Genomic DNA, 20438 nt, shown 5'->3' on the forward strand with positions numbered 1-20438 from the left:
ATTTCCAAATACCGATTATTCAGCAATTATTCAATTTAAAGGTAAAAGCGATGAAACTAAAAGTTGTAAGCAGAATCCTCATAGCACTCAGCATAATTAGTTTTGGTTCCAAGATATTTGCACAAACCGGTTTTACCCCTCAAAAGCTGAGCGGTGAGATTAACTCAGGGTATGCTGAAATCAATCCAATACTAAGCCCCGACGGGAAAACCCTGTATTTCACAAGGGTTAATCACCCTGAGAATAGGTTTGGCGAGACCGATAGTCAAGATATATGGTGCACAACATTGAACCCCGATGGCACCTGGAGCGAAGCTAAGCGTTTACCCAATTCCATTAACATTGGTCGCTACAATGCAATTTTTGGCATACTCGATGATGGTAAAACGTTTGTAATCAATGGCCATTACTCTGAGAACGGAAAGTACTGGACTGAAAGAGGCCTATCGGTTATTGAGAGGATTGATGAAAACACATGGGGTAAGCCCAGGCAGTTGAACGTGAAGGGGTTTACCAGGATGAACAAAGGTTTAACAACAACTGCATACCTTACCCCCGATGGAAAATATTTACTTACATCGTTCAGTAAGCGTGCGGGTGGGAAAAATCATTCAATATACCTTTCGGTAAAAGAGGGCGATGGTTACTCAAAACCCAAAAAGGTAAAGATTGGCAATGGTGCGCTTGGCGATAGCTACGAGGCGCCATTCCTAAGCAAGGATGGCAATGCTCTTTTCTTCAGCTGCAAGGTTGATGGGAACAACAATATATACATGGCTAACCGCACCGACGACACTTACCTAAACTGGTCGGCGCCCACTGCCCTAAACGATACCATTAATACACCGGGTTGGGAAAACTACTACCGTTTAAACGCTAAGGAAAGTTGGGCCTACTACTGCTCATCAAGCTCAAAGAAGGAGCATTCGGAAATTATGCGGGTAAAGATTTACGAAGAGTTCCCCTATGTAAAGTTGACCGGGCTTGTAATGAACAAGGCCGAGGAGAGTCTTATGCTTGCCGATACCGGATACAACATTCTTGTTAATGGGAAAAAGTCGGATAGTTTAAAAATTGATAGGGCCTCAGCTTCGTATGAGCTACTTCTTCCCTTTGGGAAAAAACATTCCTTAATTCCTGAGCTGGCCAACTGGGTGGGCATCCCCGATACATTAGATTTAACTGCCGTTAAGGAATACTCTGAAATGTCAAAGAATTTATACCTGCAGCCCATACCATTAGTAAGGATTTACGGTAAGGTAATAAATACTCGAACTGGACTCCCGATTAACCCTGAAATGAAATACCAGATTTTGGTAAATGGGGCTACAAGCGATTCGGTAAAGTATGAGGCCGAAATAGCCAAATACGGTATGACCCTACCATTAGGGAACAGATACATACTTTCCCTTAACTTGCCCAACTTTACAAGTAAAACCGATACTGTTGATGTAACCAATGCAAAGTACTATACGGAGAAACAGGTTGATTTTTATGCCACAACAGTACCCTGGGTTGAGGTGAATGGGGTTGCGCTCGATAATTCAACCTTTACGCCAATCATTGGGGCTTCAGCACCCAAGCTTAAGATTAATGGTTCAACTGCCGATAGCGTTAGCATCGATCCAGTAACAGGTGAGTTTAAGGTACGATTACCTTTTGGAAAGAAATACGTTACAGCAATTGAATCAAAGGATTACAATCCGTTAGATAATCAGCTCGATTTAACCGGTTACGTTGAGTTTACCCAGGTTAAGCATGAGGTTTACGCTGAGCGTAAAGATGCTAACATGGCAATACTAAGCGGTAAGGTTATTAACTTGAAGACAGGACAACCCCTTGAAAAAGAGGTGCCCGTGAAGCTAAAGGTAAACGGAACTGAAACCAGAGGATTTATTTACGACTCCACATCGGCAAGCTATACCTTGAAGTTGCCCGTTGGTGTATCGTATGACGTTCTGCCTTCCGTTAAAAACTTTTACAATAAGTACGAGCAGGTTGACCTAACCAAAGTGAAAAAAGGAACTAAAATTGCCAAGAACTTTTACGTAACTCCAATTGAGGTTGGTCAATCAGTTAATATTGACTTCATCTACTTTGACGTTGGTAAAGCAACCCTGAAACCACAGTCGTTCCGCTCACTTAACGCCCTGGTTGAGTTCCTAAATGAATACCCCAATGTAATAGTAGAAATTGGCGGACATACCGATAATACAGGGTCGGCTGTTGTTAACCAGCGGCTATCCGATGCCAGGGCAAAATCAGTTGCCGATTATATTATAAAAATGGGTATTCCTAAGGAAAGAATTACATCCAAGGGATACGGTCCAAGCAAACCCAAGGCAAGCAATGCCACCGCCAAAGGTCGTGCTGAAAACCGAAGGGTAGAGTTTACTATTGTAGGTATATAAATAAAATATATGTAATTTAGGTGGATACTAAAAAGTGTCCACCTATTTTTTTACCATGATGGCCTTTAAGCTAAAATTCCTGTTAAGTTGCATGGTTGCCCTGCTGGCATTGGTAAACCCAATACAGAAAGTATTTGTAATGACAACCCTGCAGGCGCAGTTTGATGAGTCAAAAACTCGATTTATTGCCACTAAGGCTACACTCACAGCGTTTATTGTTTTGCTATTCTTTCTTCTTTTAGGTGAGCTGGTATTTAGCTATGTATTTCATGTTGAGCTTTATGCTTTTCAGATTACATCGGGCATAGTGCTATTCTACAATGGAATAAATGGATTGCAGAAGGGGGCTTTCATTCGTGTTGATTCAGGCGTAAACCTCAAGGATATAACAGCGGTTCCAATAGCTATTCCTATGATTGCGGGACCGGCAACCATTACGGCAGCGGTTACTTTCCCAGCGCACTACGGTCATACCAATACCATTGTATCAATGGCGGTAGCCTTGGGGGTAAACTACCTTTTCATGTATTACTCAAGGCCAATAGGCAAGGCCCTTAACCGGTTCAACCTGATGGGCCCACTTGTGCGAATATTCGGGCTAATTGTTGCTACCATTGGTGTACAGATGATGCTTAACGGTATTGCTTCCTTTTGGATTTCAATTCGATAGATTGAAGTATCAGCAAGTATATTAGAATAATCATCCTTGGGTTTTATTATATTTGCACTTAAATTTATTACGAAGTGCAGCAAAACCTAATCGATATCGATAAAGTAATTGCCTCAAAAAGTCCACGGCTTCAAAGGGCATTGCCTCGTTTTATTGTTCGATACCTAAAGCGAATCATTCATCAGGACGAGATTAATGAGGTGCTTCAAAAGCACGGGCATAAACAAGGGGTTGATTTTATTGACGAAGCGCTTAAGGTTATGCAGGTTACCTATTCGGTAAAAGGAATTGAGAACCTTAAACCCGATGGTAGATACCTGTTTGCCTCGAACCATCCGCTAGGCGGTTTGGACGGAATGATTCTGATTCACCTGTTAGGTAAACGATATCCTGAAGTAAAATTTCCCGTGAACGATTTGCTAATGCATATCACTCAATTACATAACATATTCATTCCCATTAACAAGCATGGTGCACAAAGTTCCCAAAATGTAAAGCTAATGGATGCTACCTTTGCTTCCGATGCACAGGTGCTGTACTTCCCGGCAGGCTTATGCTCTCGCAAGCAGCATGGCCGAATTGAGGATTTGGAGTGGAAAAAAAGTTTTATTGTTAAAGCAATTCAGCATAAGCGCGACATTGTACCGGTATTCTTTAGCGGCAGGAACTCCAATTTCTTTTACAATTTAGCAAAGTTGAGAACTTTTTTGGGAATAAAGGCAAACATTGAGATGCTTTACCTCGTTAATGAGATGTTTAAGCAAAAAGGCAAAAGCATTACTGTAATAATTGGGGAGCCAATTCCATACACTACTTTCGATAGTTCAAAATCTCCAGCAGAATGGGCAAAATGGGTGAAAGCTATAGTGTATGGATTAGGAAAACAAAACTCAAATAAACACTAACCGCCATGAAGCAAATAATTGAACCGGTTGACAGGGAACTACTCCTTAATGAGCTTACCCCCGATAAGCTTGTTAGGCATACCAATAACGCAAACAACGAGCTTTACATATTTACAGCCCATAACGCACCCAACCTGATGCGTGAGGTAGGTCGGCTTAGGGAGCTTACTTTCAGGTCGGCAGGGGGAGGCACCGGAGAGGAGGTTGATATTGATGAGTACGACACCTGTGTGAATTGCTACAAACAGCTTATAGTGTGGGATCCACACGAAAGGGAGATACTTGGCGGGTATCGTTTTCACAGCGTTGACCCAAGCAAGGGTGAGGAGATAAACCTATCGACCAAGCATTTGTTTAACTTTTCCGATAAGTTTATTAATGAGTACATGCCCCAGATGATTGAGCTGGGACGCTCATTTGTTCAGCCAAAGTACCAGTCGCTTTCCCGAAGCGGAAAGGGATTATATGCGCTCGATAACCTCTGGGATGGCCTGGGAGCGCTCATTGTGCTGAACCCCCATATCAAGTATTTCTTTGGTAAGGTTACCATGTATCGTTCCTACAATGTTGAAGCACGTAATTTGTTGCTCTACTTTTTTGAAAAATATTTCAAGGATACCGAGAACCTGGTAACACCAATTCATCCAATTGAGGTAAATATCGACAGGCAGGCTATGGCCCAGGTATTTACTGGTAAGAATTATGAAGAAGACTACAAGATTTTGTCCAAAAAAATACGCGAGTTTGGTGAGCGAATTCCACCCCTTATCAACTCATACATGAACCTAAGCCCATCCATGAAAGTGTTTGGTACGGTTATTAATCCTTACTTTGGCGATGTTGAGGAAACTGCCATTCTCATAACCATTCCTGATATTTACCAGCATAAGGTTGAGCGGCATATATCAACCTTTATAAAGAGGTTAAAGGATAAGTACCACTTGAGTTTAAGGTGGGGGAAGGATTCAAAATAACCCTGAAAGTTAAACCTCTACTATTTATCCTCTATCTTTAACCTTTATCCTTTATCCTTTAACCTTATCAATACGCCCTCTGATTTCGGCCCTCAATAAAGTTGATAAACGAATTGTTTACCACTCGGTTACCACCAGGGGTGGGGTAGTCGCCGGTAAAGTACCAGTCGCCTTGGTCGTTAGGGCAAGCCTTGTGTAGATTTTCAATGGATTGGTAAACTATTTTTACTTCTGCCTTTACATCCTTTGGGGTAAGAAGCTGAGCAATTTTTTGCGAAATCTGCTCATCGGTAAACGGGCGGTAGATCTCCTTTACATAGTTAATTATTTGCTCCTTGGGCAGGTTTTGTTGCTCCTTGCACTTGCGGTAAACGCTATTAATAACTCCCTCTTGACCGGTTTCCTTTAGCAGTTCAATAGCTGCACGGAAGGCCACAAAATCGCTGAGCTTAGCCATGTCAATTCCGTAGCAATCGGGGTAGCGGATTTGTGGCGACGATGATACAACAATTATGCGTGCAGGTTTAAGCCTATCAAGTATTCGGAGAATGCTTTCACGAAGGGTTGTCCCTCGAACGATTGAATCGTCAATTACCACTAAATTATCAACTCCGGGACGAAGAGTTCCATAGGTAATATCGTAAACGTGACCAACCAGATCTTCGCGACCTTTATCCTGCGCAATAAAGGTGCGTAGCTTTACGTCTTTTACAGCAATTTTTTCTACCCTTAGGCGAGTTGATATTATTTCATCGATATCCTTTTCGGTAAGGTTAGCTCCTTTTTCCAGAATTCTGCGTTTCTTTTCGTTCTTTATATAGTCTTCTACGCCCTTTACCATCCCAAGGAAAGCCGTTTCGGCAGTATTGGGGATATAGGAAAAAACAGTATTCTCATGGTCGTAGTTAATGGCTTTAAGGATGGCAGGGGTTAAAAATTCGCCTAACCGTTTGCGTTCCTGGTATATGTCCTTATCGGTTCCCCGTGAGAAGTAGATCCGTTCAAACGAGCACGATTTTCGGGTTTGGGGTATTCTTATTTCCTCGTGTAGTATTGTACCATTGCGCTTAATTATAAGCGCGTAACCGGGCTTAATTTCTTTTACATCGTCGGTTGAAATGTTAAGCACAGTCTGAATAACCGGGCGTTCCGATGCAACAACAGCTATCTCATCGTTGGCATAGTAGAAAGCCGGGCGAATTCCCCATGGGTCACGAACCACAAACGCATCGCCATGGCCTATAAGGCCAGCCATAGCATAACCACCGTCAAAATCTTTAGTGGATGCCTGAAGGATTTTTGCAACATTTATGTTTTCTGCAATTAGCTTGCTTATTTCAATGTTGGAATGACCATCGTTTTTGTACTGCCGGAAAAGCTGCTGGTTTTCCTCGTCGAGGAAATGTCCAATTTTTTCAAGTACGGTAACCGTATCGGAGTAGTCGCGAGGATGCTGGCCTAAATCGACGAGCTTTTTGAAAAGCTCATCCACGTTTGTCATGTTGAAGTTACCAGCTAGGACAAGCGTACGCGATTTCCAGTTGTTGTCGCGCATTACCGGATGAACATAATCAATGGAGTTATTGCCAAAGGTTCCGTAGCGCAGGTGTCCCAGGAATAGCTCCCCGGCAAACGGAATATTTTCCTTGGCAAAAACCGGATCGTTTAGCAGTTCGGGTTTGGATGAGTACTTATTGATCCCTTTGTTAACAGCATCAAAAATATCCTTGATGGGAGTTGAAGAGTTTGAGCGTTCCCTATCGATATACTTTTTGCCCGGGGCAAGGTCGAACTTGATGGTGGTTAACCCTGCGCCGTCCTGGCCACGGTTATGTTGCTTTTCCATAAGCAGGTAAAGCTTGTGAAGTCCGTATCGCCAGGTACCATACTTAAGCTGATAGTACTCCAATGGTTTAAGCAACCTAATCAGTGCAATCCCGCATTCGTGTTTAATCTGCTCGCTCATATCTTCCTAAATTATTCAATTAAAAAAGGTAGATAGAATCTACCTGAAGTTTTATTGTTTAAATCGATTTACAAACTGAAAAACATGCTGGGCAATTGAATTAGCATTAAGACCGTACTTCTGCAACAACTCAGCTGGTGTTCCCGATTCGCCAAAACAATCGGGCATACCAATTATCTTCATGGGGACAGGGTATTCCTGCGAAAGTACTTCAGCCACTGCGCTACCAAGTCCTCCATGAACCTGATGCTCCTCAACTGTTACAACACGCTTTGTTGCTTTAGCAACATCAACCAGTAGCTGCTTATCAATAGGTTTGATGGTATGAATGTTTACCACCATGGCATTAACACCCTGGTTGGCAAGATGCTTTGATGCCTCGAGTGCCTCCCATACCATGTGACCGGTGGCTACAATTGCAACATCGGTTCCTGCTCTTAGGACTTGTCCCTTACCAACCTCAAACACCTGATTGGACTCGGTAAAATTGGGCACTGGTTCGCGTCCGAAACGGATGTAAACCGGCCCTTCAACCTGGCTGATGGCGGCAAGGGTGGCAGCCTTTGCCTGGTTGGCATCGGCAGGTGATAGTAGTGTGATATTTGGGAGCGAACGTATAACCGCAATATCCTTAAGGGCTTGGTGTGTTGCACCATCGGGGCCAACTGAGATACCCGCATGGGCGCCACCAATTATAACTTTAACGTTATTGTAGCAAATTGAAATTCTAATTTGATCGGCAGCACGGAATGCTGCAAAAACGCCGTATGTAGAAAAGACAGGAATCTTATTGGTTAATGCTAACCCAGCCGCAACAGCGGCTATATTTTGTTCAGCGATACCAAAGGAGAAGAACCTCTCGGGGAAACGTTCGGCAAAAAGATTCAATCCAACCGAGGAGGTGATATCGGCCCCAAGCACAACCAGGTTGGGGTATTCCTCACCGGCTTCGGCAACTCCTTCACCAAATCCCAGGCGGGTAGCTTTATCACCTTTATTTATATACTCACCCATGGATTAGCTCGTGGTAATATTTTTCTAATTCTTCCAAAAATTTCTCTGCCTCCTTCGGGTTTGGGGCTTTACCGTGCCAACGGTAATCGCCTTGAATGGAATTAACACCAAAGCCCATTTGGGTTTTAGCAATAATTACTTTAGGTTTGCCAGTGATGTTGCGGGTTTTACCAAAAACATCAATTAGTTCATCAATACTATTGCCATTGCATTCAAAAACGTGCCACCCAAATGCCTCCCATTTAAGTTTAAGGGGCTCAAGTTCCATTACTTTATGGGTGTAGCCATCAATCTGACAGAAATTTCGATCAACAATGGCAGTCAGGTTATCGAGTTTGTAGTGAGCGGCGCTCATGGCAGCCTCCCAAATGGATCCTTCCTGTAGTTCGCCATCGCCGTGCACAGAGTATACTTGCCATTGGGAATTATCAATTTTAGCGCTGAGCGCCATCCCAACAGCAACCGATAACCCCTGACCTAACGAACCGGCTGAAAGTTCAATTCCTGGTAAACCGTGATCGCGTCCCGGATGGCCTTGTAGCCGTGTACCTAGCTTGCGTAAGGTAAGCAGTTCCTCATGCGGGAAGTATCCTGCATTGGCAAGCGTTGCGTACAAAACTGGCGCAACATGACCAATGGAAAGGATTAGCCTATCGCGGTTAGGGTGGTTAGGTTCCTTAGGGAAATGGTTTAGGGTGTTAAAGTATAGAACCGTGAAAACATCGGCAAGCCCAAGTGAGCCTCCCAGGTGTCCCGATCCGGCGGCCGTCAGGCTTCGAATTACATCCTGGCGGATCTTTAGCGAAGTCTTTTGCAGTTGCCGGATTGCTGGTGTTGCCATACTAATTTAGAGGTGGAAAATTTATATGTTCGGGAATAATGAAAGCTTTGGGGTAATCCTTGATAATCTGGTTGTAAAACTTGATAGCCTCTTCGCGCGAGCGGTAATCGCCCACCGATACCTTCCAGTATGGGTTTTGGTAATTCTGGTACACAGGTACTCCGGGATATTTTTCCATAAAGGCCTGCATGATATCTTCAGAATTTTTCCGGGCAAACTGTCCGAGTTCAAAGAATATTCGAATCCTATACCCTTCCATCCCCGGCGATTTGGCATTATGCAAGTAACGAATGTTATGGATTTGAGTAATTGATTCGCTCTGCCTTATAGTTACTGTACCTTCGCCAACCTTGTGTGCTTGAAGCTCATTAATTATTGGTATGGGCGTGGTACCGTTTGTGTTTTGGGCAAAAATGCCAAAACTTAAACCGAGCAACACTAGGAGTAGGAAAATTTTCCTCATAAAGAGTATAATTTCGTTGCAAAAATAGCAAAAATTTATCTATGGCATTACAGCAGGTTGAACCGAAAGAGTATCGGTAATAACAAATTTCTTTTGGAATGAGTTGGCTAGCTCGCTTAGTGGCTGCCGGGGGATGTTAATTTTTTTTACAACCGGGAATTTTCCCCCTTTAATGTAGCCTTCAACCTCTATTACGTTAATCAGGTTTTTCCCTTCGCCTATAAGTTTAAATGCATCGGCTGGGGTACGGAGCACAATCTCTAATGGGACCTCATAATCTTTTCGACTTTTGCCCTCTATTTTCAATTTATGGCTACTCCTTAACTTTCCAAGTTCCCTATTGTTTAGCCAAGCTTTAAAGTGAATATCTTTTATTACAATTGGTTTCCGGTTAGGGTTTTCAACATCGAGCGTTAGGTTTAGGAATATTACACCATCTTTCATCCCCCTAAACCTATACTCCTTAACCCCATGGATATTTAGATCGTTGTATTTACCACAGCCTGCTAACGCAAATAGTAAAATGGAAAGAAGTAAATTAAAAGAAAAATTCTTCATGTTTTATGTTTTAATTAGTAAGAGCAAATGTTATACCATACCCACAAAAGTAATTAGATTGATTGGCCGCATTATACAGTGTATACTAAATAAAAAAAACTCCCCTGCATTAGGGGAGTAAAAGGTTTTATTGTGTTTATTCGTTATCCATGGCAGCCATCACCTCATCGGTAAGCTCCAGGTTATGGTAAACCTGCTGAACGTCGTCGTTATCCTCTAGTTCCTCAACCAGCTTCAGGAATTTCATGGCAGTGTCCTTATCAACCGATTTGAAATCGTTAGGAATACGTTGCAGGCTGGCATTTTCCACCTCTATTTTCAGTTCCTCAAGCTTCTTATTCATTCTGCCAAAATCTTCCATTTCGGTAGTAACCACATAGAAATCACCATTGTCATCGATGTTTTGGGCCCCGGCATCAATAAGATCGAGTTCCACCTCATCAAGGTTGATTTTATCCTTTGCAATGGTAAAGATGCCTTTTCGGCTAAAAAGGAATGCCAGTGAACCGTTGGTTCCAAGGTTTCCACCTTTTTTGGTCAGGGTTGAACGGACTGCGCTAATGGTTCGGTTGTTATTATCGGTAAGGCACTCAATAAAGATGGCAATGCCTCCCGGACCATAGCCCTCAAAGGTAAGTTCCTGAAGGTTTTCCGGATCTTTCTCAGCCTTAGTAATAGCCCTTAGGATATTCTCCTTGGGCATGTTTACCCCTTTGGCGTTGTTAATGGCAAGCCTTAATCGTGGGTTACCCTCAGGGTCAGCCCCTCCCTCCTTTACAGCAACGGATATTTCCTTGATTATCCTAGAGAATTCCTTTGAACGCTTGGCATCAAGAGCCCCTTTCTTGCGTTTAATGGTTGACCATTTATTGTGTCCACTCATAGTTTTTTATTTTTGTCACAGGTAAAGTGCAAAGTTAGCTACAAACTTGTGCTTAACAAAAATATTTAGCCTCTATTGATTTGTATCACTTTAGACACTTAAAGCAAAATATTCATAAATTCTTACCTTTGCAAAAAATAAGATTTCCAATGGATTTTAATGCCGAAGATGCCAACATTTTTGAAAGTGCGCTGAGCGATGATAGTAGCCGCCCTAAGGTTTACATTGAAACCTATGGCTGCCAGATGAATGTGAACGATAGCGAGGTTGTGGCATCAATTCTAATAGCCAATGGGTACGCAATAACTAGCAACATTAACCAAGCCGATGTTATCCTGATAAACACCTGCTCCATTCGTGAGAATGCTGAAACACGTGTATTTGGACGAATTGATTTATTCGGGCAGGTAAAGAGGTCAAAGCCATCGGTGTTGGTTGGGGTATTGGGCTGTATGGCTGAACGGCTAAAGGATCAGCTTTTAGAAGAAAAGAAAGTAGTTGATTTGGTGGTTGGCCCCGATGCTTACCGTGAACTACCGGTTCTGCTGCGTGCTGCCGAGGATGGTCAAAAGGGCATCAATGTTTTACTCTCCCGGGAGGAAACCTATGCCGATATTAGCCCTGTTCGGCTCGATAAAAATGGAGTTTCAGCCTTTGTTTCAATCATGCGCGGATGCAACAACATGTGTTCCTACTGTGTTGTACCTTACACACGTGGAGCAGAGCGAAGCCGCGATCCCCATACCATTGTAAGGGAGGTTCAGGAATTAGTTGATGCTGGTTACCGCGAGGTTACCCTGCTTGGCCAAAATGTAAACTCCTACCACTGGGAGGAGCAAAAAGGCCTAATCAAGCACAAAGTAAACTTTTCCGATTTGCTCGAAATGGTTGCCCTGGTTGACCCACGGTTAAGGGTTCGCTTTTCCACCTCGCACCCTAAGGATTTAACCAATGAGGTGCTTTACACCATGGCCATGTACGAGAACATTTGCAACCATATTCATCTCCCCGTTCAATCTGGCTCCACCCGCATTCTTCAGCTAATGAACCGCAAGTACACCCGGGAGGATTACCTCGACAGAATAAAAGCTATACGCTCCATTATCCCCGATTGTTCTATATCAACCGATATTATTACCGGATTTTGCACCGAAACCGAGGTCGATCACGATATGACCCTCAGCATTATGCGTGAAGTAGGTTTTGACTTTGCATACATGTTCAAGTATTCCGAGAGACCTAACACAAAGGCTGCTCGCCAGCTAAAGGACGATGTGCCTGAGGAGGTTAAAACTCGCAGGTTAATGGAAATCATTGAATTACAAGGCAAACTTTCCGAACAAAGCAAGAAGAGCGATTTAGGCAAACGCTTTGAAGTGCTTATTGAAGGAGAATCCAAAAAGTCAAAAGATGAATTTTTTGGCCGAACCAGCCAGAATAAGGTTGTTGTATTCCCAAAGGAGAACCACAAAATTGGAGAGTTTGTGTTTGTAGAGGTAACGGATTGCACCCCTGCCACGTTAATAGGACATATTGTTGAGGAGTAGCAGCCTAATCAATGCGTTTTAGTCGAGCCATGTAGAACCCATCAAACCCTGTTTGGGATGGGGATAGGTGTTTTTCCTCTTCCAGTACAAAGCGGCCATTCATTTGATCCAGGAACCATTTAACCTGCTCTTCATTCTCAGAGGGTAGAATACTACAGGTAGCATAAACCATACAGCCACCAACCTTAAGCATTGGCCAATACTTTTCAAGTATTTGTCTTTGAGTTTTTCTTAACTCATCAATGTTTTCAGGAGTCAACCGCCATTTGGAGTCAGGGTTACGCTTAAGCACTCCCAAACCCGAGCATGGGGCGTCAATCAGCAACCTATCGGCACTATCCTGTAAACGTTTTATCGTTTTTGTTGTTTCTATGGCTTTGGTCTCAACATTTGTAACCCCAGCCTTTCGCGACCTCCTTTTAAGCTCTTCAAGTTTCCATGGGGCAGTATCAAGGGCAATAATTCTTCCCTGATTATTCATGAGGCTTGCCAGGTGCAATGTTTTTCCACCATTCCCGGCACAAGCATCAATAACACGCATTCCCGGTTCCACATTTAAAAATGGAACTACTTGCTGCGATGAAAAATCCTGCTGCTCAAACATTCCAAGCTTAAATGCCTCGGATTTAAAAATGTTGGCCGATTCGGTTAGCAGTATGGCGTGGGTGTTGGGAATTATTTTTGTTTTATACCCCTCTCGTTTTAAGAAATTATTAAGCTCTTGAACGTTCGTTTTTAAAAGGTTTGTTCTTAGGACTATTGGGGCTTTATGATTTAAGCTATGAATCTCCTTTGGCCACTTTTCGCCCAGTTCCTTAAAACCTAGTTCATCGAGCCAATCGGGAATAGACTCCTTTATTGCCCTATTATTTGAAAGCTGATTTAGTTTATTCTGAAACTTCTTTTTAAAATGTTTTGGAATCTTACGCTCCTCTGGAAATCCAAAGGGTGTTAGGGTAGTGTAAATGGCTACAATGTTATGGGTATGTGAGCCGAATTTTGGAAATTCACTATCGTGTAGTTCGTTCAGCAACCTCCACCATCGTGTTGTTTCCTCCACAATAACTGCAAACTGGTACTTATCAAAGGGTTCCCATAATTTATTTTGAGCAATCCAGTACGAAATTACCTGGTCTAAATTTCGATTTTGGTAAACAACCTCACCAAGGGCGCGACCTGCCGTTTCAAATACACTTCCCATAATATAAAAATTAAAGGCCGCAATTTACGGCCTTTTTATCGATAAAGAATGAAATTTAGAATTTATTTTGGTACTCAGGCTTTAGGGTTCCATCCTCATTGAACCATTCTGCCAAACCGTAGTAGGCTATTTTATCGTCCGGACGGGTGTACTTCAAAATCTTTTTTTCGTATTTTGTTAGTTTTGTAAGATTGGTTGCTACGGCCATACGGGTTCTGTCCTTTTCAACCTCGGGCAGTTGAAGTTTTTCAAGAGCTCCCACTGTAAGGTCCTTTGCCTGGAGCAACTTATCGTTCGATTTAAAAATATCGATAATTAAATTGTTCCATTTAATTTTTTCGCCCCCAACGGTTGGTTTTAAACCCTTTCGTAACGATTTTGGTTTCCGCCCCCTTTTCTTGGGAGGCGATGTTTTAACTTTTTTCTTGGCTATTTTTTTACGACCTCTTTTTGGCTTTTCAGCTTTTGTTTCTGAGGCTACTTTTGGTTTCCTTCCTCTTTTCTTGGGCTCTTTTGTTTGGGCACTTTTATCGGCCTCGGCTGTATTTTTCTTGGGGCGTCCCCTTTTTTTGGGGGCAGTGGGTTCTGCTGCTTCTTTTACTTTTGGTTTGCGTCCTCTTTTTTTAGGAGCGGCAACTTCCTTTTCATCGCCCAATTCGCCCTTTTCAATTTTTCGCAAAATTGATTTTAAACTATCAATTCGTCGTTGTGCCCTATCAATCTCTGATTGGTAAAGATCTTTTAGATCTTCAATCTCCTCTTTTGAGAGTGTGATTTTTTTCATGGTTGGTTAGTTTAGTGTTTTACTCCTGATTTCTAATTATTTTGAATTGCAATTTAAAAACATTTTATTTTAAAATGCAAATATTTACAAAAAATTGATTAAAAAATTTTATTTAATTATTTTTTCAATGTCCCTAAAAACCAGAAAATGAAATATATAGGACAAGTCAACCTTCAATTGAGCAAATTATTATTTGAAAATAAAATTTAGTTGGATTTAACTACTTTCCCTTCCTTATTAAAGTACTGCTAATGTTATATACGACCAATATAATACCAAATACCATGAATTAACAAATTCAAATGGGCTAATTTTAGAGGAATGAGTCGGAATGAACCTGAATGATTCGGAATGATTCGGAATAATTTGAATATGATGGAGTTAGAGGAAGTTAGAGGAATAGTAAAAAGTGAACGGCTAAACCAAATGACCATGAATTAACAAATTCAAATGGTCTAATTTTGAGGAATGAGTCGGAATGAACCTGAATGATTCGGAATGATTCGGAATAAGCAGATTATGATGGAGTTAGAGGATATTAGGTGAAAAGTGAAAAGTGAAAAGCGAGAAGAGAACAGCAAAACCTAAGTACCTTAAATTAAAAAACTAAAATGGACTGAAAAAATGGGGATACGTAAACATTTTGATAATTTTCACAATTTAATTTTTCAATTGACGCATCGACTAACAAAACATAATCATTCCGAGATCTCAGAATGAAAAATTTTGACAAGTCTGGATTACTTTGATAAATCAAAAGAACCAAACTGTTTAGATTTTTTTATTGTGTTTCTATTGACTAAACTCGGATAATATAATCCATTAAGTAGTTAATGGTTAATGTGGAGGAATTGATAAAATATCATGTTTACGCACCGTTTAGCGCGGATATTATATTTATTTATTGAGGTTACTATAAAAATTCCTGAAGCTTTTGAACCATATTTTTTGAACCTACATAAAGAGGGACTCTTTGGTGAAGCGATTCTGGCTGAATGTCGAGAATTCTATTTTTACCATCGGTGGCAATGCCTCCAGCTTGTTCGGCCAGGAAAGCAATAGGGTTGCACTCGTAAATTAAGCGCAACTTGCCTTTTGGTGCCGATGCGGTTGGCGGATACATGAAAATACCTCCCTTAAGGAGATTCCTGTGAAAGTCGGAAACCAACGAACCGATATACCTTGCTGAGTAAGGTCTTTTTGTGGGCTTATCTTCCTGCTTACAATACTCAATGTATTTTTTAACCCCCTCAGGGAAGTGGTTATAGTTACCTTCGTTTATGGAGTATATTGCCCCATCGGGTGGCGTAACTATATTAAGGTGCGATAGGCAAAACTCACCTATGGAAGGATCAAGGGTGAAACCGTAAACTCCTCGGCCTGTGGTATAAACAAGCATAGTTGATGATCCGTATATTACGTACCCTGCGGCTACCTGTTTATTGCCAGGCTGCAGGAAATCCTCCATGGTAGGCTTTGTTCCGCGGGGGCTTATTCGTCGGTAGATGCTAAAAACTGTTCCGATTGATACATTTACATCAATATTGGAGGAGCCATCGAGTGGATCCATGCAAAAGATGTAGTTGCCATCCTGACTAAGCTCATCGTCCCAAGTAATTATTTCCTGGTCCTCTTCCGATGCTACACCGCAGCACTCTCTGCTGTTTTTTAGTGCTTGTACAAATTGCCAGTTGGCCAACAGGTCGAGCTTTTTCTGCTCCTCGCCCTGCACGTTTATATTTCCCGCCTCGCCCAAAACGTCAACAAGTCCGGCCTTGTTAACCTTCTTGTTAACAAGTTTTGCTGCTACTCCCACGTGGTAAAGCAACCGGGTGAATTCCCCTGTAGCATAGGGGAAATCGGCTTGCCTCTCAATTATAAACTGTGTTAGTGTTTTTACATTGTAACCGTGCATGATAGTTGTTAATTCTAATTTGTGAGTAAAATTAGCCATTTTTTCCGTTGCAAAGGCATTGCAATACAAAAAAAATCAAATTTAAAACGTTTGCGATACCATTCCTTGACAAGCAATATCTAAAAAAAGTAACATACATGTTAAGGGGAAATACTTTGCTTTTTTGTAAGTTTGAGAAATTTTTTAGCAATGAAACCCATTCGCGTCTTTAAGTTTGGCGGAGCCTCGGTTAAGTCGGCTGGTGCTATAAGAAATTTGGCCAACATTGTAAAAAGATTTTCTACTGAAAATCTAGTAATTGTTGTATCGGCTATGGCTAAAACAACCAATGCGCTCGAGGAGGTTTTAATGCACTGGATGAATGCCGATTTAACGGCAATGAATACTAAACTCAAGGAGATTAAGCAATTCCACCTAAACGAGGCATTGGATTTGGTTGAAGGGGATTCCAACCACTTGCTTATTGCTGAGTTGCAGGCCCTGTTCAACCAGTTAGAAACACAGTTTGGCCAGGCTCCTACAAAGGGATACGATTTCCATTACGATCAGGTAGTGTCGTTCGGCGAGCTCTTCTCTACCCGGATTGTCAGCCACTACCTTAATTTTATTGGTATTGCCAATACTTTAGTGGATGCAAGGCGATGCCTTAGATCCGATACATCTTACCGTGAAGGAGTAATTGATGAAACAACATCGCGGCTATTGTGCCAGCGTGAGTTCGATTTCTCATTGGCAAATATCTTTTTAACCCAGGGCTTTATAGCAGGTACTGAGGTGGGAACAACAACCACGCTTGGGCGTGAGGGTTCCGATTACACGGCTGCCATTCTTGCTAATCTTCTCGATGCTCAGGACGTAACCATTTGGAAAGATGTTGAAGGCGTGTTAAGCGCCGATCCTAAGATTTTCAGCAATGCGGTTAAGCTTAACTTTGTGTCGTATCAGGAGGCTATTGAGCTTGCCTATTGCGGAGCACAAATTATTCACCCAAAAACAATAAAACCCATACAGAATAAAAAGATACCTCTTTATGTAAAATCGTTCATGGAGCCCGATGCTCAGGGAACTATCATTGCCCATTCCGAAACTCCCGTTAAGCTACCCCCTGTGTTGGTACTCAAAAGGAATCAGGTTCTAATAACCCTTTCGCCCCGCGATTTTTCGTTTGTAATTGAGGATTGCCTCAGTAAGATTTTTGCGTTGCTATATAAACATCGCATTAAGGTTAATATGGTGCATAATTCAGCCATAAACTTTACCGTTTGCGTTGACAACGATAAGCTCCGGCTTGGTGATGCACTGGAAGAAATGAAACACGAATTTGCCGTTCGTTACAACAGTAACCTTGAACTGTTAACCATTAGGCATTACACGCCGGAAATAATTGAGGATTTTATTGGCAATCGGGTTGTTTATCTGCAACAAAGAACCAGAAGCACTGCACGTTTTGTAATGGACGCTAACTAGCGCCTAGTATTTTACCGTGAATAGCGCGCTATAACCTTTAAAGGTTCCTTGTTTGCTATACTCAGATTTACCAAAGGTTATGGAGAGTATCTTTTTATGGAGGTGCCCCTGTTTATCAGTAAACCATTGTTCCGTAAAAAGTAGCTTGCCAATTTGTGAAGCATCAATTTTATTGTCTTCAATTATCTTTCTAACCTCTTCAACGGTCAATGGTTCGTTGGTTGAATAGTCAAATACCTTTAATTTACCGCTAAGTATACCTTTAAATGTGCCATCAATAAAACTTTTGTGGTTCCGGTAGCCTTGAAGCCTTTCACTTTCCCAAATATCATTTTCGGATGCTTGAACTACAACCTCATACTTAATGCTATCGGCAATTAAGGTTAGGTCCTGCTCCTTTCCTGTAATGTCAACAATTACGTTTTTAGGCTGCGGATTGCTGCACGACCAAAACACTATAGCAAGCAAAATCAACTTAAACTTAATGTTCATTGGTTTAGGGATTAAAGGTTAGAGCTTTTCCCTTAATGGTTTCATTGAAAACTCCTTTAATGTAAACAATTCTCCCGTTTACAATTGTCATTTCAACTGTGTGTGAAAGTGTTTCTCCCTCCAGGGGCGACCAGCCACACTTATAGAACAGGTTCTCCTTGGCAACAGCTTGTGATTTATTTGGATTAACAAGCACAAGGTCGGCAAAGTATCCCTCGCGTATAAAGCCTCGTTTTTCAATCCTGAAAAGAGTGGCTGGGGAGTGGCACATCTTTTCAACAACAAGCTCAGGCGTAAAATAGCCCTTCCTGCTTAGCTCAAGCATAGCTAACAGCGAGTGCTGAACCATAGGGCCTCCCGATGCTGAACTAGTGTACACATTATTTTTTTCACTAATCAGGTGTGGGGCATGATCGGTGGCCACTACATCGAGCAGGTTGTTTTTTAAACCCTGGATGAGTGCTAACCGGTCGGTTTCGGTTTTTACGCTTGGGTTCCACTTAATACGCCAGCCCAACCTGTCGTAGTCATTATCGTTAAACCATAAATGGTGAACGCAAACCTCTCCGGTAATCTTTTTCTCGGCCAAGGGTATGCTGTTGTTGAAAAGTTCCAGCTCGTTGGCTGTTGAAAGATGAAGGATATGTAGGCGAGCGCCATGTCTATTTGCCAGTCTAACCGCTTTTGCCGATGATAGGTAGCAAGCCTCAGCGCTCCTTATGCTTGCGTGATATTTTATATCGATGTTGTTTCCGTATAACCCTTGGTATTTTTCAAGGTTTTTGCGGATAGTATCCTCGTCTTCGCAGTGTGTGGTAATTATAGTAGGTGAGAACCTAAAGATTTTTTCAAGCGCATCCTCATTATCAACCAGCATATTACCGGTTGATGAACCCATAAAAACCTTTAATCCGCAAACATTTCTAGGGTCAACCTTAGTAATCTCATCAATATTATCGTTGGTGGCTCCTAAATAGAACGAGTAATTGGCTAACGATTTTTGGCTTGCAATCTTAAATTTATCGTGGAGTAGTTCAATGGTTGTAGTTTGTGGTTTTGTATTAGGCATCTCCATAAATGATGTAACACCACCAGCAACAGCCGCTTTCGATTCGGTGTAAATATCACCCTTGTGGGTAAGGCCTGGCTCACGGAAGTGCACCTGATCGTCAATAACTCCAGGTAAAAGCCATAAACCCTCAGCATTTATTATCTCCTCGGGCAAGAACTTATCTACATTTGATGGGGCGGTACTAATATGCTCAATGGTTTCACCATTAACTATAAGGTTCCCCTTAAAGGTTTTGCCCTCGTTAATAATGGTAGCATTTATAATGGCAAGTCGGCCCATTTATGGTTATTTAGTTTGAAGCATGAAGTTTTTTGTAGGAAACAAAAATGCTTTTAAGTTTCATGTTAACCACGCCCCATAATGCCTCATTGAAAATTCCTCCACTCATTTTTGAAGCACCAAATTTTCTGTCGGTAAATATTATAGGTACTTCAACTATGTTGAAGCCAAGCTTCCACACTGTGAATTTCATTTCAATCTGAAAACCGTAACCTATATGCTTAATCTTGTCAAAATTGATGGCCTTTAGCACTTCGGCTTTGTAACACTTAAAACCTGCAGTAGTATCCATCACTTTCATTCCTGTTACCATCCGTACATACTTAGAGGCAAAGTACGACATAAGCACACGTCCAATGGGCCAGTTCACAACATTTACCCCGTTAACATACCTCGAGCCAATAGCCAGATCGGCTCCGTTAACGCAGGCATTGTACAGGTTAATTAAATCGTCGGGGTTGTGGGAAAAATCCGCATCCATCTCAAAAACATACTTATAGCCATTGGCCAAAGCCCATTTAAATCCAGTGATATATGCTGTCCCCAATCCCAGTTTCCCTGAGCGTTCAATCATAAAAAGCCTATCGGGGTATTCCTTTTGTTTTTCTTTAACTATACTGGCCGTGCCATCGGGTGAGCCATCGTCAACAATAAGAAGATGGAAGTTCCCTTCAAGCGACATTACCTTGCCAATCATTCGGGAAATGTTCTCGCTTTCGTTGTAGGTAGGGATAATTACGAGTTTCTCTTTAAACGACATCTGAATATGATTGTAGTTTGTAATACTATAATTGTGCGAAGATAGCATTTTTTACCCAAAAACTAACTATCTCAAGTATGAAAGCGAAATTTTTGGTTTGATAATCAGGGGATAGGCTTTCATGAAACACTCTTTAACAAAAATATTCTGTATAGACCCTTGCGTAATTAAAAACGCTTTTCTACTTTTGCACCCGCTTTCGGAGGGGAGCGCGCGCGGGGGCGGAGCAGATGGGG

The 20438-nt window shown here is 41.8% G+C and carries 18 protein-coding genes; 6 read left to right on the forward strand and 12 right to left on the reverse strand.

The annotated features are described in order from the left end of the window. Window positions 1-50: 50 nt before the first annotated feature. The 4 genes from WHS63_RS10675 (at window position 51) to WHS63_RS10690 (ending at window position 4960) form a co-directional block, all read left to right on the forward strand. Window positions 51-2411: an OmpA family protein gene (locus tag WHS63_RS10675; RefSeq protein ID WP_445205095.1), complete on the forward strand. Its 2361-nt coding sequence runs from the start codon at window positions 51-53 to the stop codon at window positions 2409-2411. A 34-nt stretch (window positions 2412-2445) separates the two neighbouring features. Beyond that, window positions 2446-3081, forward strand: coding sequence for a MarC family protein (locus WHS63_RS10680; protein ID WP_445205096.1), 636 nt, complete (start codon window positions 2446-2448; stop codon window positions 3079-3081). Between the two features lie 74 nt (window positions 3082-3155). Continuing rightward, complete coding sequence (locus tag WHS63_RS10685) at window positions 3156-3986, forward strand: 1-acyl-sn-glycerol-3-phosphate acyltransferase (protein WP_445205097.1); 831 nt, start codon at window positions 3156-3158, stop codon at window positions 3984-3986. Window positions 3987-3991: 5 nt separating this feature from the next. After that, window positions 3992-4960: a GNAT family N-acetyltransferase gene (locus WHS63_RS10690; RefSeq protein ID WP_445205098.1), complete on the forward strand. Its 969-nt coding sequence runs from the start codon at window positions 3992-3994 to the stop codon at window positions 4958-4960. A 67-nt stretch (window positions 4961-5027) separates the two neighbouring features. Here the strand turns inward: WHS63_RS10690 and WHS63_RS10695 are convergent, their stop codons facing one another. The 6 genes from WHS63_RS10695 to WHS63_RS10720 all read right to left on the reverse strand — a co-directional run bounded on the left by WHS63_RS10695 (window position 5028) and on the right by WHS63_RS10720 (window position 10685). Further along, window positions 5028-6926, reverse strand: a complete 1899-nt coding sequence (locus WHS63_RS10695) for an amidophosphoribosyltransferase (RefSeq protein ID WP_445205099.1) — start codon at window positions 6924-6926, stop codon at window positions 5028-5030. Between the two features lie 51 nt (window positions 6927-6977). Further along, window positions 6978-7940, reverse strand: coding sequence for a transketolase family protein (locus tag WHS63_RS10700; protein ID WP_445205100.1), 963 nt, complete (start codon window positions 7938-7940; stop codon window positions 6978-6980). Continuing rightward, on the reverse strand, window positions 7933-8781 hold the full coding sequence (locus WHS63_RS10705; RefSeq protein WP_445205101.1) for a transketolase: 849 nt from the start codon (window positions 8779-8781) through the stop codon (window positions 7933-7935). Before WHS63_RS10705 ends, WHS63_RS10700 begins: the two co-directional genes overlap by 8 nt. 1 nt (window position 8782) lies before the next feature. Beyond that, window positions 8783-9244 carry a tetratricopeptide repeat protein gene (locus tag WHS63_RS10710; protein WP_445205102.1) on the reverse strand — a complete coding sequence of 154 codons (462 nt, stop codon included), beginning with the start codon at window positions 9242-9244 and terminating at the stop codon, window positions 8783-8785. 39 nt (window positions 9245-9283) lie between these two features. Further along, a complete protein-coding gene (locus tag WHS63_RS10715) occupies window positions 9284-9802 on the reverse strand; it encodes an LEA type 2 family protein (RefSeq protein WP_445205103.1) in 519 nt (172 codons plus the stop codon). 136 nt (window positions 9803-9938) lie between these two features. Beyond that, window positions 9939-10685 carry a YebC/PmpR family DNA-binding transcriptional regulator gene (locus WHS63_RS10720; protein ID WP_445199439.1) on the reverse strand — a complete coding sequence of 249 codons (747 nt, stop codon included), beginning with the start codon at window positions 10683-10685 and terminating at the stop codon, window positions 9939-9941. A 149-nt stretch (window positions 10686-10834) separates the two neighbouring features. On the opposite strand from WHS63_RS10720, the gene miaB reads away from it, so the two are divergent. Beyond that, window positions 10835-12232, forward strand: coding sequence for a tRNA (N6-isopentenyl adenosine(37)-C2)-methylthiotransferase MiaB (miaB, locus tag WHS63_RS10725; RefSeq protein WP_445205104.1), 1398 nt, complete (start codon window positions 10835-10837; stop codon window positions 12230-12232). Window positions 12233-12236: 4 nt separating this feature from the next. On the opposite strand, the gene WHS63_RS10730 is transcribed toward miaB, so the two are convergent. From WHS63_RS10730 to fbp, 3 genes are all read right to left on the reverse strand, one after another. Continuing rightward, window positions 12237-13433, reverse strand: a complete 1197-nt coding sequence (locus tag WHS63_RS10730; protein ID WP_445205105.1) for an RsmB/NOP family class I SAM-dependent RNA methyltransferase — start codon at window positions 13431-13433, stop codon at window positions 12237-12239. A gap of 55 nt (window positions 13434-13488) precedes the next feature. Beyond that, the gene (locus WHS63_RS10735; RefSeq protein ID WP_445205106.1) at window positions 13489-14217 is read right to left on the reverse strand and encodes a hypothetical protein; all 729 of its coding nucleotides are present in this window, start codon (window positions 14215-14217) and stop codon (window positions 13489-13491) included. 913 nt (window positions 14218-15130) lie between these two features. Continuing rightward, complete coding sequence (gene fbp, locus WHS63_RS10740) at window positions 15131-16171, reverse strand: class 1 fructose-bisphosphatase (RefSeq protein ID WP_445205107.1); 1041 nt, start codon at window positions 16169-16171, stop codon at window positions 15131-15133. Window positions 16172-16321: 150 nt separating this feature from the next. On the opposite strand from fbp, the gene WHS63_RS10745 reads away from it, so the two are divergent. After that, entirely contained in the window at window positions 16322-17599 is a 1278-nt protein-coding gene (locus WHS63_RS10745) for an aspartate kinase (protein WP_445205108.1), read from the forward strand. 3 nt (window positions 17600-17602) lie between these two features. Here the strand turns inward: WHS63_RS10745 and WHS63_RS10750 are convergent, their stop codons facing one another. From WHS63_RS10750 to WHS63_RS10760, 3 genes are read right to left on the reverse strand one after another with little or no spacing between them, the layout of a single operon-like run. Continuing rightward, entirely contained in the window at window positions 17603-18091 is a 489-nt protein-coding gene (locus WHS63_RS10750) for a hypothetical protein (RefSeq protein WP_445205109.1), read from the reverse strand. Window positions 18092-18095: 4 nt separating this feature from the next. After that, window positions 18096-19442, reverse strand: a complete 1347-nt coding sequence (locus tag WHS63_RS10755; protein WP_445205110.1) for a dihydroorotase — start codon at window positions 19440-19442, stop codon at window positions 18096-18098. A 10-nt stretch (window positions 19443-19452) separates the two neighbouring features. Beyond that, entirely contained in the window at window positions 19453-20202 is a 750-nt protein-coding gene (locus WHS63_RS10760) for a polyprenol monophosphomannose synthase (RefSeq protein WP_445205111.1), read from the reverse strand. Window positions 20203-20438 lie beyond the last annotated feature (236 nt).

This window comes from Tenuifilum sp. (assembly GCF_037481895.1).
Lineage (GTDB): Bacteria > Bacteroidota > Bacteroidia > Bacteroidales > Tenuifilaceae > Tenuifilum > Tenuifilum osseticum.

Bases quoted from the DNA above. Each gene is read 5' to 3' on its own strand.
- WHS63_RS10735 (WP_445205106.1), bottom strand. From the start codon at position 14,217: ATGAAAAAAATCACACTCTCAAAAGAGGAGATTGAAGATCTAAAAGAT.
- WHS63_RS10700 (WP_445205100.1), bottom strand. From the start codon at position 7,940: ATGGGTGAGTATATAAATAAAGGTGATAAAGCTACCCGCCTGGGATTT.
- WHS63_RS10720 (WP_445199439.1), bottom strand. From the start codon at position 10,685: ATGAGTGGACACAATAAATGGTCAACCATTAAACGCAAGAAAGGGGCT.
- WHS63_RS10755 (WP_445205110.1), bottom strand. From the start codon at position 19,442: ATGGGCCGACTTGCCATTATAAATGCTACCATTATTAACGAGGGCAAA.
- WHS63_RS10745 (WP_445205108.1), top strand. From the start codon at position 16,322: ATGAAACCCATTCGCGTCTTTAAGTTTGGCGGAGCCTCGGTTAAGTCG.
- WHS63_RS10695 (WP_445205099.1), bottom strand. From the start codon at position 6,926: ATGAGCGAGCAGATTAAACACGAATGCGGGATTGCACTGATTAGGTTG.
- WHS63_RS10675 (WP_445205095.1), top strand. From the start codon at position 51: ATGAAACTAAAAGTTGTAAGCAGAATCCTCATAGCACTCAGCATAATT.
- WHS63_RS10715 (WP_445205103.1), bottom strand. From the start codon at position 9,802: ATGAAGAATTTTTCTTTTAATTTACTTCTTTCCATTTTACTATTTGCG.
- WHS63_RS10690 (WP_445205098.1), top strand. From the start codon at position 3,992: ATGAAGCAAATAATTGAACCGGTTGACAGGGAACTACTCCTTAATGAG.
- miaB (WP_445205104.1), top strand. From the start codon at position 10,835: ATGGATTTTAATGCCGAAGATGCCAACATTTTTGAAAGTGCGCTGAGC.
- WHS63_RS10750 (WP_445205109.1), bottom strand. From the start codon at position 18,091: ATGAACATTAAGTTTAAGTTGATTTTGCTTGCTATAGTGTTTTGGTCG.
- fbp (WP_445205107.1), bottom strand. From the start codon at position 16,171: ATGGCTAATTTTACTCACAAATTAGAATTAACAACTATCATGCACGGT.
- WHS63_RS10730 (WP_445205105.1), bottom strand. From the start codon at position 13,433: ATGGGAAGTGTATTTGAAACGGCAGGTCGCGCCCTTGGTGAGGTTGTT.
- WHS63_RS10710 (WP_445205102.1), bottom strand. From the start codon at position 9,244: ATGAGGAAAATTTTCCTACTCCTAGTGTTGCTCGGTTTAAGTTTTGGC.
- WHS63_RS10705 (WP_445205101.1), bottom strand. From the start codon at position 8,781: ATGGCAACACCAGCAATCCGGCAACTGCAAAAGACTTCGCTAAAGATC.
- WHS63_RS10760 (WP_445205111.1), bottom strand. From the start codon at position 20,202: ATGTCGTTTAAAGAGAAACTCGTAATTATCCCTACCTACAACGAAAGC.